The 16,886-nt window shown below is 69.7% G+C and carries 1 protein-coding gene; it reads right to left on the bottom strand.

Annotated features, from left to right (window positions below; translation table 11 throughout):
* Entirely contained in the window at positions 1-16,752 is a 16,752-nt protein-coding gene (locus tag IBX22_RS21420) for an amino acid adenylation domain-containing protein (protein ID WP_375540258.1), read from the bottom strand.
* Between the last annotated feature and the right edge of the window lie 134 nt (positions 16,753-16,886).

The following is a 16,886-nucleotide window of genomic DNA, read 5'->3' as shown; positions in this document are numbered from 1 at the left end:
TCAGAATGAATCCTTCATCGGCTCGCGCAGCAGTTTATCCAGAACCGGCCCGATATCGCTCAACGCCTCGGGCTGCGTCATCAATTCGTGCCTGGTCGGAACCGGATGGTCTACTACCGCCGCAGCGTACGGACGCCAGGCCTCGATCACATCGTGGGTGCGCCGGTCGTCGTCGGCGGCCCGGAAGTATTCGATGGTTCCGTCGAATACGCCCGGCTCGTAATCCTGGGTGAGACCGACCGAGCGCATGGCGCTGGTGTAGATCCGCTGCAAACGATCCTGGGTGACGCCGAGCATTTCCGCCGGAATCAGTTCGTGCAGTTTCCCGAAGTCGGCCTCGGACAGTTCGTCGAGCTGATCGATGTCGAGTCCGGTGATGCCGAGTTCGGCGAGCATCTCGACCATCGTGGTGCGCCAGGTGGTCAGGTCGAAGCTGTGGTCGCTGTCGAGCATGGCCAGCAGCGCCACCTCGCGGCCGGCGGCGCGCAGGCGCACCGCGATCTCGTGGGCGAGGACACCGCCGAGGGACCAGCCGATCAGGCGGACCGGGCCGTCCGGCTGCGCCGTCATGATCTCGCCGGTGTAGCGCTCGGCCATGGCGTACAGCGATTCCGGCGGCGGCCCGTCCTCGGACAGGGCCGCGGCCTGCACGCCGATGATCGGGCGCTGCTCGTCGAGGTACTGGGTCAGGCCGGTGTAGCACCAGGCCAGGCCGTACATCGGGTGGATGCAGAACAGCGGGTCCTCGGTGCCGCGCGCCCGGATCGGGAGCAGCAGGCCCAGCGCGGCATCGGATTCGGCGTCGTAGTCGAGTCCGCCGTCCTGCGCTTCGGCGATCCGCGCGGCCAGCGCCTGCACGGTGGAGCCGAGGAAGAACCACTGCACGCGCAGCTCGACGCCGGTCCGGGTGCGCAGCAGGTGCACGGCCTGGCTGGCGACGAGGCTGGTGCCGCCGAGGGCGAAGAAGTCGTCGTCGAGGCCGACCTGGTCCAGGCCCAGGACCTCTTCGAAGATCGCGGCGACCGTGCGCTGCACCTGGGTCACCGGTGCGCGGAAGGCGCGGGCGGTGAATTCCGGTACGGGCAGGGCCTTCCGGTCGAGTTTGCCGCTGGCATTGAGCGGCAGGTGCTCGAGGGTGACCACGACCGAGGGGACCATGTAGGCCGGGAGGCCGCGGCGGGCGTGCTCCAGCAGCTGGGTCTCGCTGGTCGAGTGACCGGGCGCGGGAACCACGTAGGCCACCAGGCGATCCGGATCCTTGACCACGGCGACGGCCGCGTGACCGACCGAATCGTGTTGCAGCAGCACCGCTTCGATCTCACCGAGCTCGATGCGCTGGCCGCGGATCTTGACCTGGAAGTCGGCGCGGCCGAGGTATTCCAGGCCGCCGCGGGTCAGGCGGACGATGTCGCCGGTGCGGTACAGCCGCTCCCCCGCCTGATACGGACTGGCGACGAACCGCTCCGCCGTCAGCGCGGGCGCGTCGAGATAGCCGCGGGCCAATTGCACACCGGCGACATACAATTCGCCGGGCGCACCGACCGGCACCTGGCGGAGTTGCCGGTCCAGCACGTACACCTGAGTGTTCGCGACGGGGGTGCCGATCGGGACCGCACCGCTGGTATCGGAGGGCCGGGTCCAGTAGGCGGTGACCACGGTGGCTTCCGCGGGGCCGTACCAGTTGTGCAGTGCGCCAGGCAATGTCGAGCCGAACCGGGCGACAGTCGAGCCGCTCAGCGCCTCACCGGCCGCGAACACGCGGTACGGCGTGGCGGGGAGTTCGGCGCCGAGGTCCAGGAACGCGTCGAGCATGGTCGGCACGAAATGCACAGTGCTGACCTGCTCCTGCTCCATGATCTCGGCCAGGTAGCGCGGATCGCGATGCCCGTCGGGCGCGGCGATGACCAGGCGCGCGCCGGTCTGCAAGGGCCAGAACAACTCCCACGTGGAGATGTCGAAGGTGATCGGCGTCTTGTGCAGCACCACGTCGGTGCTGTCGTGCGGATAGGCCGATTGGGCCCAGCGGAATTGGTTCATAATCTGCCGGTGGGTGATCATCACACCCTTCGGCCGACCGGTGGAGCCGGAGGTGAAGATGACGTAGGCCAGGTTCTCCGGGCGCGGTTCCGGCAGATCCGTCGGGATCGGCTGCAGCGCGGCGATATCGAGAACCTCGGTGCCGGTGCCGGTTTCGAAGCCGTCGGCGGCGGTGGTGAGCACGAAACGCGGCCGCGCACCGGCGAGCACGTGGTCGTTGCGTTCCACCGGATGGTCGGGGTCGACCGGGACATAGCCCGCGCCGGATTCCAGCACCGCGTAGATCGCCACCACCAGATCGATGGAGCGGCGCATGGCGACGGCGATCAGCGTCTCCGGGCCCGCGCCGTGCTGAACCAGCGCGCCCGCAAGGTTTCTCGCGCGGTAGCGGAGTTCGGAGTAGCTGAGGGTCTCCGCGCCGAAGGTGAGCGCGGGGGCGTGCGGCGTGCGGGTGCACTGCTCGTGGAACAGCGACACCAGGGTCGCGTCGGCGGCCAGCACCGGCGCTTCGGTGTCGTTGAGCGAGGCCAGGATTCGGCTTTCCGCGCTCAGCAGCAGCGTGGTCTCGGCGAGGGTGCGCTGCGGCGCCGCGACGAAGCCGGTGATCAGCATTCGCAGGCGCTCGGCGACCGCGTTGGCGATCGCACTGTTGAGCATGGACCGCTGGTGCAGCACCTCGACGTGCAGCTGCGAGTCGAGGTTGATCAGGACGGTGAGCGGATAGTGCGTGAAGTTCACCGCCTTCAGGTCGGTGACGTTCATGCCGTCGATGCTGCTGGCCTGGGCCAGGCCCTCGGTGTCGACCGGGTAGGACTCGAAGGCCATCAGCGAGTCGAACAGGTTGTCCGCACCGATGCCGCGCTGGATGTCGGCGAGGCCGACGTAGTGGTGGTCCAGCAGCGCGGCCTGCTCGGATTGCAAGCGGCTCACCAGGTCTCGCACCGTCCAGCGCGGATCGAACCGCACCCGCACCGGAAGCGTGTTGACGAACAGGCCGACCATTTCGTCGACGCCGTCGAGCTGGGGCGGTCGGCCGGAGACGGCGGCGCCGAACACGGCCTCGTCCCGATCGGTGCAGCCGGCGATGACCAGGCCCCACGCGGCCTGCATCACGGTGTTGATGGTGACACCGGACGCGGTGGCGAACGCGGACAGCGCGGCCGTTTCCTCTTGCGACAGTTCGAATTTCGTCGAGCCGACGCCCTCGCCCGGCACCGGCGCGGCGGGCAGCGCGGGCGCGAGCGGAGTCGGCTCGAGCCCGGACAGCGCTTCGGTCCACGCCCGCAGCGAGGCCGCGGGATCCTGGCGCGACAGCCACGCCAGATAGTCGCGATAGGGCCGCACGCGCGGCAGCACCGTCGCGTCACCGCGGGTGGCGTAGAGCGCGAGCAGGTCCTTCATCAGCAGCGGCATCGACCAGCCGTCGACCAGGATGTGGTGCGTGGTCAGGGTCAGGAAGCTGCGGCCGGACAGGGTGCGGTGCATGGCGAAGCGCACCATGGGCGCGGCCGCGGGGTCGAAGCGGCGCTGTTGTTCGGCGGCGAGCACGTCGGCCAGCTGCTCGTCGGGCACGCCGTCGATGGCCTGCCACGGGACCTCTACCTGATCGAGCACCAGCTGCACGGGTGCGCCGTCGGCGGCGGTGACGAAGGCGGTGCGCAGGTTGGCGTGCCGGTCCAGCACGCCCTGGGCGGCACGCTGCATGCGGTCGATGTAGATGCTGCCGGTCAGTTCCAGGGTGAACTGGATGACGTAGTCATCGCCCTGCCGGTTATCCGCGGCGCTCAGTTCGGTGAGGAACAGCAGACCCGCCTGCAACGGCGACAGCGGAAGGACATCGGACAGACTGGGATACGCGCGCTGCCAGGTGTCGATCTCGGCCTGGGTGACGTGCACCAGCGGCACATCCGAGGGGGTGAGGCCGCCGGAGGCGGGGTGTTCGGCGTGCCAGGCGAGGGCTTCCAGCGCGGACAGCCAGTCCTGGGCCAGTTCCCGCACCTGCGCTTCCCCGATGATCTCGGCGGCGTAGAGGAACGTGACGTCCATCCGCGGGCCGTCCGCGCCGTCGTTGACGATGGCGTTGATGTCGACCACCGCGCCGGCGGGCATGGCCTCGTCTTGGTCCGGACTGTGTTGCCCCGCTTCACCGGTCGGCATCCAGCCGAGCGCGGTGAGACCTTCGGGGACGCCGCCGGCGGAGACCCGGCCGAGGTAGTTGAAGCTGATCTGACCCAGGTGCTCCGGGAGTGCATCGGCGGTCTCGGGGTCCAGGTGCCGGAGCAAGCCGTAGCCGATTCCCTTGTCCGGCACGGCAAGTAGCTGTTCCTTGATGGCCTTCACCGCGTCACCGGTGGCTTCGCCGCCGTCGAACGCGGCGTCGATGTCGATCGCGCTGAGGTCGAGGGCCACCGGGTAGACGTTGGTGAACCAGCCGATGGTGCGGGTCAGGTCGCTGCCGGGCAGCACCTCCTCCTCGCGGCCGTGGCCTTCGAGTTTCACCAGCGTGGACTGGGCGCGGACGCCGCGGCGGGCGCGCCAGGTGTAGACCGCCAGGGCGAGCGCGGTCAGCAGGCCGTCGTTGACACCGCCACGGTAGAGGGCGGGCACCTTGGTCAGCACGGTCTCGGCGATGTCGGTGGGCACCTGGATCTGCACCCGCTGGACCGTGGTCTGGGTGTCGACCGCCGGGTCGAGCGCGCGGCTGCCGAGCAGCGGATCCGGCGTCGCCAGGACGGTTTTCCAGAAGTCGAGTTCGTGGCGGCGGGTGGCGGCGAGCTCGGCCAGGCCGTGCGCCCAGCGCCGGAACGAGGTGCCGTTGGCGGGCAGGCTGACCGGTTCCCCGGCCGTGCGCTGCGACCAGGCGACGGCCAGGTCCGGGATGACGATGCGCCAGGAGACGCCGTCGATCGCGTAGTGGTGCGCGGCCACGGCGAGCAGGTCACGGGCGTCGGGGCGGTGCAGCCAGGTGAACGCGATCATCTTCGCCGCACCCGGATCCAGTTCCGCGACAGTGGCTTCCATCGCCTCGCCGGCGATCCACTGCAGGTCCTCGGTGCTGACACCGGCGGGGACATCGGTCCGGGTGATCAGGTCTGCCATTTTCAGCGCGCCCGGCGGCAGTGTCTCGAAGGTCCACTCCCCGTCGACATGCCGCACCCGGGAGCGCAGCACGTCGTGGTGATCGACCACGGCCGCAATCGTTTCCACCAGACCGGCCTCATCGATGTCCTCGGGCAGGCCGAGCATCATCGACTGGAAGAACCGGTCGAACGGCCCGTGCCGGAGGAACTCGGCGAGCACCGGGGTGAGCGGCACCGCGCCGATGCCGCCACCCGGGAGTTCTTCCAGCACAGCGGCTTCGGCGGCCTGCGCGGCGACCTGGGCCAGCCCGGCCACCGTGCGCTGCTCGAACACATCGCGCGGGGTGAAGACGATGCCCGCGGCCTTGGCGCGCGAGACCAGCTGGATGGACAGGATGCTGTCGCCGCCGACGGCGAAGAACGAGTCCTCCACGCCGACCTCGTCCAGGCCGAGCACCTGCGCGAACAGTTCCGCCAGGCGGGCCTCGATGTCGCCGATCGGCTCGCGGGACACGGTGGTCGCGAAGACGGGTTCCGGCAACGCCTTCCGGTCCAGCTTGCCGACCGGGGTCAGCGGGACCGCGTCCAGCACCATGATCGAGGACGGCACCATGTAGGCGGGCAGCCGCTCCTCGACATGCGTGGTCAGCGTGGCGATATCGATCGAACGGCCCGGCGCGGCAACGACATAGGACACCAGCGTGGCGGCGCCCGCCGCGTTCTTGTGGCCGACGGTGACCGCGAAGTCGACGGTCTCGAACGAGGCGAGGGCGGCGTCGATCTCACCGAGTTCGATGCGGAAGCCGCGAATCTTCACCTGGAAGTCCGAGCGCCCGACGTATTCGACCTCGCCGGTGGCGGTCCAGCGCACCACGTCGCCGGTGCGGTACATGCGCTCGCCCGCGACATACGGGTTGGCCACGAACCTTTCGGCGGTGAGCCCGGGGCGGGCGTGGTAGCCGCGCGCCAGCTGGATGCCCGACAGGTACAGCTCACCCGCGACACCCACCGGCACCGGACGCAGCCCGGCGTCCAGGATCAACGACTGCATCCCCCGGATCGGGCCGCCGATGGTGACCGGCGCTCCGGCGGTCAGCGGGGCGCTGATATTGGTCATGATGGTGGTCTCGGTCGGACCGTAACCATTGTGGAACGCGCAATCCGGCAGGGCGGCAGCCCATTTCGCGACCAGTTCCGGCGGGCAGGCCTCGCCGCCCGCGACCACCGCGCGGAAGCTGTCCAGCCCGGCCGGGTCGAAGGTGGCCAGCGCGGACGGGGTGATGAACGCGTGCGTGACGCGCTCGTTCCGGATCAGCTCGTAGAGCTCCTCGCCGCCGTACATGCGCGGCGGCGCGACCACCAGGGTGCCGCCGCGCGCGATGGCGAGCAGGAACTCCAGGATCGAGGCGTCGAAGCTCGGGGACGCGAAATGCAGTGCCCGCGAGTCGGAGTCGAGGTGGTAGCGCTCGAGCTGTTCGACGCTGAAGTTGGCCAGGCCGGCATGGGTGATCAGCACGCCCTTCGGCACACCGGTGGAGCCCGAGGTGTAGATGACATACGCCGGGTGCGCGGGGCGCAGCGGACGGACGCGATCGGTGTCGGTGATCGGGCCGCGGTCCAGGTGGTCGGTATCCAGCTCCTCCAGGACCAGCCAGCGCACGGTGTCGGGCAGGTCGTCCCGCACCGAGGCGACCGTAATGCCCAGGGCCGAGCCGGAATCGGCGACCATGTGCGCGATCCGGTCGGCCGGGTAGGTCGGGTCGACCGGAACGAACGCGGCCCCGGTCTTGGCCACTGCCCACGCCGCGAACACCGACTCCGCCGAACGCGGAATCGCGACGGCGACCAGGTCCTCGGCCCCGAGACCTGCGGCGATCAGCAAGCGGGCCAGTCGATTCGAGCGTTCGTCGAGTTCGCCGTAGGCCAGGGTGGTGTTTCCGGAGACGACCGCGGGCGCGAAGGGATCGATCGCCGCGGCCTCGGCCAGCAGCTCGGGCAGGGTGCGTGCGGGGATCGCGGGCCATCCGGTGCGGGAGATCAGGTCCGCGCGTTCGGCGGCATCGAGGACTTCGATGGCGCCGACCGCGATCGCCGGGTCGGTGGCGATCGCCGCGAGCACGCGCTGCCACCGGGCCGCGATCGCGGCGGCGGTCGAGGCGTCGAACAGGTCGGTGGCATACGACAACCGGCAGGCCAGGCCCTCGGGCCCCTCGTGCACGGTCACCGACAGGTCGAACTTCTCCACCTCGGGATCGAAATCGACGGTGCCCACCGTCAATCCGGGCATTTCGAAGCTGCCGCCAGGCAGGTTCTGGAAGGCCAGCATCACCTGGAACAGCGGGGTGCGGGCGGTGGAACGCTCGGGGTCGAGCACGTCGACGAGACGCTCGAACGGGATGTCGGCGTGCGCGAACGCGGCCAGATCCGTTTCCCGTTGCCGGGCCAGGAGTTCGGCGAACGACTCCCCCGGTTCGATGCTGCTGCGCAGCACCACGGTGTTGACGAACATGCCGATCAGGTCGTCGATCGCGGCATCGCCACGACCCGCGACCGGGGTGCCGATGGCCACGTCGTCGGCGCTGGACAGCCGGGACAGCAGGACCGCCAGGGCGGCGTGCACCACCATGAACAGGGTGGCGTTCTGCGTGCGGGCCAGCTCGGCGAGCGCGTCGCGGATCGCGGGGTCGACGACGAAATCGACTGCGCCGCCGTGGAAGCTCGGTGTACCGGGGCGCGGGCGGTCACCCGCCACCGTGGATTCCTCGGGCAGCCCCGACAATTCGCGCTGCCAGAACTCGATCTGCTTGGTGGCCAGGGATTCCGGGTCGTCCTCGGATCCGAGCACCGCGCGCTGCCAGATGCTGAAGTCGGCGTACTGCACCGGCAGCGGCGCCCAGCCGGGGGCCGAGCCGTGCGAACGCGCGGCGTAGGCGCCCATGAAATCGCGGGTCAGCGGGCCCATGGACCAGCCGTCACCGGCGATGTGGTGCACGACGAACACGATCACGTGGTCCTCGGCATTACCGTCCACGCGTAGCAGCGCGACCCGCAGCGGCACCTCGATCGCCACGTCGAAGCCGGTGTCGACCAGCGCGGTGACACGGTCGATCAGCTCGGCCGCGGGCACATCGACCGGTGCCAGCGACGGAACCGCCGCTGCCGCGGGCTGAATCGCCTGGATCGGTCCGCCATCGGTCTGCGGGTAGAAGGTCCGCAGGATTTCGTGCCGGGCAACGACGTCGGCCAGCGCCAGCTTCAGCGCGTCCAAGTCGAGGGCACCGGTCAGGCGAACGGCGACCGGGATGTTGTAGGCCGCCGACGCGGTGTCGAACTGGTTGAGGAACCACATCCGCTGCTGCGCCAGCGACAGCGGGATCCGCTCCGGGCGCGGCTCGGCGACCAATGCGGGCTTACCGGAGGCGGTTTCGTCCGAGGCCGCCAGCAGGGCGGCGAGCGCCTCCACCGTCGAGGCCTCGAACAGCAGGCGCACCGGCACCTGGATGTCCAGGGCGGCCGCCAGACGGGCGGTGACCCGGGTGGCGCTGAGCGAGTTGCCGCCGAGCGCGAAGAAGTCGTCGTCCACGCCGACCTGCTCCAGCCCGAGCACCTCGGCGTACACCTCGGCGACGGCCTGCTGCTGCGGGGTGACCGGCGCCCGGTACAGCGAGGTCTCGAAGACCGGCTCCGGCAGGGCTTTCCGATCGAGCTTGCCGACCGGGGTCAGCGGGATCTCGTCGAGCACCATGATCGAGGTCGGCACCATGTGCGCGGGCATCCGCTGCTGCGCGTAGCCGGTGAGCTCGGCGACCTCGACGGTCTGCCCCGCCGCGGCGTGCACGTAGGACACCAGCATGATGGTGCCGCTCGCGGACTTGCGGCCGACGGTCACAGCGAAGTCGACGGTGTCGTGGTCGGCGAGGACGGCGTCGATCTCGCCGAGCTCGATCCGGAAGCCGCGCACCTTCACCTGGAAGTCGTTGCGGCCCACGAACTCGATCTCGCCCTTACGCGTCCAGCGGACCACGTCACCGGTGCGGTACATCCGCACCCCGGGCAGCCACGGGCAGGCGACGAACCGACTCGCGGTCAGGCCGGGCCTGCGGTGGTAGCCGTTGGCCAGCTGGTCACCGGCGATGTAGAGCTCGCCGACGACGCCGGCGGGCACCGGATGCAGCCGCTCGTCGAGCACCCATTCGGTGATGCCGCGGATCGGCCCGCCGATGGTCAGGTCGTCCCCCGGCGCCAGCGGCTCGCTGAAGTTCACGATGATCGTGGTTTCGGTGGGGCCGTAGGCGTTGTGGAACTGCCTGCCGTCGATGGCCCAGCGCCGCACCAGATCCGGCGACCAGGTCTCGCCGCCGGTGAAGACCGCGCGCAGGTCGGTCAGCCCGGCCGGGTCGATCGAGGCCAGCGCCGCGACGGTGATGAACATGTGGGTAACCCGCTGGGCCCGAAGCAGTTCGGCCAGGTCGGCGCCGCCGTAGACGTCGGTCGGGACGATGACCATGGTGCTGGCCGCGCCGGTGGCGAGCAGCAGTTCCAGCACCGCACCGTCGAAGCTCGGAGTCGCGGCGTGCAGGGTGCGGGATTCCGGTGTGAGCGTGAATCTTTCGCACTGTTCTGCGCTGTAACCCGCGAGACCGGCGTGGGTGACGGCCACGCCCTTGGGTACCCCGGTGGAGCCGGAGGTGTACACCAGGTAGGACACGTTCGCCGCGCGCAATGGGCGGATTCGGTCCTGGTCGGAAATCGGTGCGGCACTGTGCTGGTCGAGGTCGAGGTCATCGAGCACCAGCCAGTCGACGGCGTCGAGCAGACCGGCGCGAACGCCTTCGACTGTAAGCCCGAGGGCGGCACCGGAATCGGTGAGCATGTGCGCGATGCGCTCGGCCGGATAGTTCGGGTCCACCGGCACGAAACCGGCACCGGACTTCGCCACCGCCCAGAACGCCAGCACCGACTCGATCGAGCGCGGCACGCCGACGGCCACCAGATCACCCGGGCCGACACCGCGCGACATCAGCTCCCGCGCCAAACGCGAAGAGCGCGCGTCCAATTCGGCGTAGGTGAGCGATTCCTCGCCGCACAGCACGGCCACCCGCGCGGGTTCCCGCGCCGCCGCCGCGGCGAGAATGTCGGGCAGCGTGCCGGACGCGGCGACCGCCGGACCGCTCATCCTGGTGAGCCGGCCCGTTTCGGTGTCCGACAACAGCCGCAGATCACCGACGGCGATGGCGGGTTCGGCGACGATCTCGCGCAGCAACCGCACGAACCGTTCGGCGAACGCCCGGATCGTGGCGACGTCGAAAATGTCGCGGGCATAAGTAAGTTCGCCCGCCATGCCCTCGGAGCCGCCCGCCGCGCCCTCGGCGAGGTTCAGCTGCATATCGAAGCGTTCGATATCGACGGGCGCGTCCAGCCCGCGAATGCTGAGGCCGGGCAGTTCGAAATCGCCCGCGGGCAGGTTCAGGAAGGACAGCGCCACCTGGAACAGCGGGGTGCGGCCGGTGGAGCGGACCGGCGCGAGCACCTCGACCAGCTGCTCGAACGGGATGTCGCCGTGCGCGAACGCGGCCAGGTCGGCTTCGCGCTGCCGGGCCAGCAGCCCGGTGAACGGTTCGGCGGGATCGAGGTGGCTGCGCAGCACCACGGTGTTGACGAACATGCCGATCACGTCGTCGAGTTCGGCCGCGCCGCGACCGGCGACCGGGGTGCCGATGGCGACGTCGTTGCGCCCGGCCATGCGGGCCAGCAGCACGGCGAGGGCGGTGTGCACCACCATGAACACGGTGGCGTTCGCGGCGCGGGCCAGCTCCCGCAGGCCCCGATGGGTCTGCGCGTCGACCCGGAAGCTGACCGCGCCACCCTGATAGGACTGGGTGGCCGGGCGTGGCCGGTCCAGCGGCAGCGTCGATTCCTCGGGCAGCTCCGCCAGCGCCGTCTTCCAGAAGTCGAGTTGCGCGGCGGCTATCGACTGCGGGTCCCCGGCATCGCCGAGCAGAGCGCGCTGCCACAGCGCGTAGTCGGCGTACTGCACCGGCAACGGGGCCCAATTGGGTTCGGAGCCTTGCGATCTAGCGGCGTAGGCGGCCATCACGTCGCGCGTGAGTGGGCCCAGGGACCAGCCGTCGGCGGCGATGTGATGCACCACGACAAGCAGCACGTACTCGTCCGGGCGGTCCGCGACCTGGAACAGCGACATCCGCACCGGGACCTCGGCCGCGACATCGAAACCGGTGCCGGCCAGTTCCGAGACGCGCTCGTAGAGCTCCTCTTCCGGGACGACGATCGGGCGCAGGTCCGGGGTCGCCTCGGCCGGGGCCAGGATCACCTGGGTCGGGCCGTCCGCCGTTTGCGGGTAGACGGTGCGCAGGGTTTCGTGGCGGGTCACGATATCGCCGGCCGCGGCGGCCAGCGCCTCGACGTCGAGGTTCCCGGACAGCTGCACGGCCACCGGCAGGTTGTATGCGGCTGCGGCGGTGTCGAATTGGTTGAGGAACCACATGCGCTGCTGGGCCAGCGACAGCGGAATCGGATCCGGTCGCGGGCCCGCGACCAGGGGCAGGCGGCCGTCGTCGGTGATTTCGATGCGGGCGGCCAGCGCGGCGACGGTGGACGCTTCGAAGATCAGCCGGACCGGCAGGCGGGTGTCGAAGGCCGCGCCGAGGCGGGCGGCGACGCGGGTGGCGCTGAGCGAGTTACCGCCGAGGGCGAAGAAGTCGTCGTCGCGGCCGATGCGCTGGATGTCCGGGCCGAGGACTTCCGCGAACACCTCGGCCACGGCGGCTTCCAGCGCAGTGGCGGGCGCGGCGAAGGTGGTGGTCTCGAAAACCGGTGCGGGCAGGGCTTTCCGGTCGAGCTTGCCGGAGGTGTTCAGCGGTAGCTCGGGTAGGTGCATGATCGTCGCGGGCACCATGTAGGGCGGTAGCGCCTCGGCCAGGGCGGTGCGCAGCTCGATCACGTCCGGCGTACTGCCGGGCGTCGCGACGATATAGCCGGCGAGCTGGTCGCCGGTGGGTCCGGTGGACACGATCACGACCGCCTGGCTGACCGAATGCTGTGCCAGCAGTGCGGTTTCGATCTCGCCGAGCTCGATGCGCTGGCCGCGGAACTTCACTTGGAAGTCGGTGCGGCCGATGTACTCCAGGCGGTGCGGGGAATCGCGCCACAGCACCAGGTCGCCGGTGCGGTACATCCGGTCGCCGGTGCCGAAGGGATTGGCTACGAAGCGATCCGCGGAGAGATCCGGTCTGCGTACGTAGCCGCGGGCCAGCTGGACGCCAGCCAGATACAGCTCGCCCGGCACACCGGCGGGGACCGGCTGGAGACGCGAATCCAGCACGTACACCTGGGTGTTCCATTGCGGAACACCGATCGGCACGGTCCGCACATCGGTGACCGAGGCGGGCCAATAGGTCACCGAGACAGCGGCTTCGGTCGGGCCGTAGAGGTTGTGCAGCGGTGCGCCCGACACCGTGCGCCAGGCGGCGACGGTTTCCGGGGGCAGGGCTTCACCGATCACGAAGACGTGGCGCAGCGCGGGATAGGCGTCCCAGTAGCGCTGCGGCGAATTCTCCCGGCGGTTCGGGGAGCGGCGGGAGCCGTCGGCGGCGAATTCGGCGGTGTGCGAAGCGAAGACGGTCAGCATCGACGGCACGAAGTCGGTGGCCGTGACCTGCTGGGCGACCAGGGTTTCCGCGACGTACTGCGGATCGCGGTGGCCGTCCGGGGTGGCCACGAGCAGCTTCGCGCCCACCCGCAGCGGCATGAAGAAGCCCCACAGCGACACGTCGAAGGTCGTCGCGGTCTTCTGCAGATACACGTCGTCGTGGCCGAGCGGGTAGGCGGCCAGCATCCAGGTGATCTGGTTGTGGATCGCCGCGTGCGAGATCGCGACGCCCTTGGGGCGGCCGGTCGAGCCCGAGGTGAAGATGACGTAGGCCAGGTGCTCGGGACGGATCGGACACTGAAGTTCTTCGGGGCGAACGGGTTCGGTGTCGAAGGCGGTCAGGTCCACGGTGTCGAGCAGGACCGCCGGGATGTCCGCGGGCAGCGATCCGGCGGCGTCGGTGGTGCTCAGTACGCAGACCGGTCGCGCGGTCTCGAGGATGTGCCCGATGCGCTCGGCCGGGTGGTCCGGATCCAGCGGCACGTAGGCGCCGCCCGCGGTGAGGACCGCGTACATGCCGACGACCAGATCCAGCGAGCGCCGGATCGCGAGACCCACCAGGGCTTCCGAGCCGACACCCTGCGAGATCAGCAGCCGCGCGAGCCGGTTCACCCGGTCGTCGAACTCGCGGTAGGTCAGCTGCGTGCCCTCGTACTCGACGGCGACAGCTTCCTGGTGCGCGGCCACCGCGCGCCGGTAGCCGTCCAGCAGCAGTTCCGACGGGACCTCACGACGAGTGTTGTTCCAGCCCAGCAGGATACGGTTCCGCTCGGCGGGTTCCAGTACCTCAATCGCGCCGACGGTCCGCTGCGGATCCGCCGCGACCAAGGCGAGCAACCGGGTCAGCCGGTCGGCGAACTCCGCGACGGTCGGTTCGTCGTACAGGTCGATGGCATAGGTGAACAGCGCCGAAAGACCGCTGGGCGCACCGTCGCGCATGTGCGGCACCAGGGTCAGTTGGAGATCGAACTTCGCGATAGCACCGTCGAAATCGACTACGTCCGCGGTCAATCCGGGCAGTTCCAGGGTCGCGCGCTCCATGTTCTGGAAGAACAACGCGACCTGGAACAGCGGGTGATGTGCCTGCGAACGGACCGGGTCGAGGATCTCCACGAGGCGTTCGAACGGAAGCTCGGCGTGCGAGAACGCGGCCAGGTCGGTCTCTTTGGTGACCTCCAGGAGTTCGCGGAAGGAGGCGCCGCGATCGATCCGGGTGCGCAGCACCAGCGTGTTCACGAACATGCCGATGAGGTCGTCGAGCGCGCGTTCGCCACGGCCCGCGACGGGGGTGCCGACAGCGATGTCGTCGGTATTCGACAGGCGCGCAAGCAGAGTCGCGAGTGCGGCGTGCACCACCATGAACAGTGACGCGCCGGTCTCGTTGCCCAAATCCTCGAGCCGGCGATGGGTCTCGGCGGGGATCTCGAACCCGAACACCGCGCCCCTGCCGGTGGCCACGCCGGGCCGGGGCCGATCCGCGGGCAGGTCGATGCGTTCCGGGAGACCGTCCAAAGCTGTTCGCCAGTAGGCGATCTGGTCGGCGGCGACCGACTCCGGATCCTGCTCGTCACCCAGGATCTCGCGCTGCCACAGCGTGTAGTCGGCGTACTGCACCGGCAGCGGCGTCCAACTCGGAGCGGCGCCCGCGACGCGAGTGGCGTAGGCGGTCATCAGATCCCGCACCATGGGCGCGACGGATGCACCGTCGGCGGCGATGTGGTGCACCACCACGATGATCACGTGCTCGTCGGCGCTGAACCGGGCCAAGCCCATGCGCAGCGGTACCTCGGTGGTGACGTCGAAGCCGGTCAGGGCGTAGCCGAGCAGCCACTCCTGCAGTTCGTTCTCGGCGACGGGTTGCGGGGTCAGGTCGGGCAGCACCCACAGGGTGGGCTGGATCGACTGGTAACCCGTGCCGTCCACAGCCGGGTAGACGGTGCGCAGCGATTCGTGCCGGTCGATCAGGTCCGCGACCGCGGCCTGCAGGGCTTCCACGTGCAGGTCGCCGGAGAGCCGGATGGCGAATGGAATGTTGCTGGCGGCCGAGTCCGGGTCGAACCGATTGAGGAACCACATGCGCTGCTGGGCCAGCGAGAGCGGGATCCGCTCCGGGCGCGGCATGGGCTCGAGGGTGCGGTGACCGCCGGACCCCTCGAACTCCCGCAGGCGTTCGGCCAGCCCGGCGACGGTGCGGGTGTCGAAGAGCAGGCGGGCTGGGATCTGCGCGTCCAAAGCCGCACCGAGACGGGCGATCACCCGGGTGGCGATCAGCGAATTGCCGCCGAGGGCGAAGAATTCGTCGTCGGCGCCGACCGGTTCCGTGGCGGCCAGGAGTTCGGCGAAGATGTCGGCGACCAGGATTTCCAGCCGGCCCTCGGGCGCGCGGAATTCGCTGGCGCGCAACTGCGGTGCGGGCAGCGCGTTGCGGTCGAGTTTGCCGACCGGGGTCAGCGGGATCTCGTCGAGCACCGTGAGCGTGGTCGGCACCATGTGCTCGGGGAGCCGGCGCGCGGCGAAGGCGAGAAGCTCGTCGGCATCGATGCGCGCGCCGTCGGCGGCATGCGCGTAAGCGGCGAGAATCGTTGCGCCCGTGTCGAGCCGGTGCCCCACCGTGACCGCGAAACCGACGGTCGCGTGCGCCGCCAGCACCGCGTCGATCTCGCCGAGTTCGATGCGGAAACCGCGGATCTTCACCTGGAAGTCGTTGCGGCCCACGTACTCCAGCTCACCGGCCGGGGTCCAGCGCACCAGATCGCCGGTGCGGTACAGGCGGGGGCCGTTGGTGTCGAACGGATTCGCCACGAACCGGGTGGCGGTCAGCGCGGGCTGCTCCAGGTAGCCGCGCGCCAATTGCGCTCCCGCTACATACAATTCGCCGACGACGCCGTTCGGTACCGGGGCCAGCCGCTCATCGAGGACGTACTCGCTGACGCCGCGGGTGGGAGCGCCGATGGTCACCGGCTTGTCCGGCGACATCGGGCCGGTGCAGTTCGTCATGATCGTGGCCTCGCTCGGGCCGTAACCATTGAAGAACTCGCGCTCGGGCGTGGCCCAGCGGCGCACCAGATCCGGCGGGCAGGCTTCCCCGGCGACCATCACCATGCGCAGGTCGTCCAGGCCTTCGGGGTCGACCGAGGCGAGCGCGGCCGGGGTGATCACGGCGTGCGTGACCGCTTCCCGCCGCAGCAGGGCAGCCAGATCGGGTCCGCCGTAGACCGACGGCGCGACGACCACCATGGTGGCGGCGGCGCCGACCGCCATCAGCATCTCGAAGACGGAGGCGTCGAACGAGGGCGAGGCGAACATCAGCACCCGCGACGCGGTGGTCGCGCCGTAGCGGGCGCGTTCCTCATCGCAGAGCGCGCCCAGGCCGGTGTGTGTGACGACGACGCCCTTCGGCAGACCCGTCGAACCGGAGGTGTAGATGACATACGCCGGGTGCTCGGCCTTGAGCGGGCGCGCGCGATCGGCGTAGGTGATGCCCTCCGCGGAGTATTCGGCGAGCGCGCGCACCTGCTCGGGGCTGTCGACTTCCAGCCACCGCACCCACTCGGGCAAGCGGTCACGCTTGGCGTGCGAAGTCAGGCCGAGCACGACACCGGAGTCGGCGACCATGTGCTCGATCCGGTCCACCGGATAGTTCGGGTCCACCGGCACGAAACCCGCACCGGTCTTGGCGACCGCCCAGACCGCCACGATCGAATCCACCGACCGCGGCACGCTGACCGCGACCAGATCCTCGGGTCCGACCCCGCGATCGATCAGCAACCGCGCCAGGCGGGTGGAACGCGCATCGAGTTCGGCGTACGAAAGCTGGGCCAGAGTGGCCTCGGCGTCGGCGAAACGCACTGCGACGCCGCCGGGATTGGCCTCGACCGCGGCGCCGAGAAGCTGCGGCAGCGTTTTGACGCGCGACCGCTGACTGCGAGATGCGGGCCGCGCCCTGGTGGGCCGGGTCATGCGCACACCGGTCCTGTCAGCACGTACCGGCAACCCAAGTCGACCCGAACCATGTAGCAGCTCACCTATCTATCCAGCTGTCAGTCGAATCTTGTGCTCCCCTTCACAGCGACTACCTGGAACAGCATCGTAGAGACACT

It is taken from the genome of Nocardia sp. XZ_19_385, from assembly GCF_015355755.1.
Classification (GTDB): domain Bacteria; phylum Actinomycetota; class Actinomycetes; order Mycobacteriales; family Mycobacteriaceae; genus Nocardia.
The sequence above is the reverse complement of the archived record's forward strand: the minus strand, read 5'-3'. Positions and strand labels throughout refer to the sequence as shown.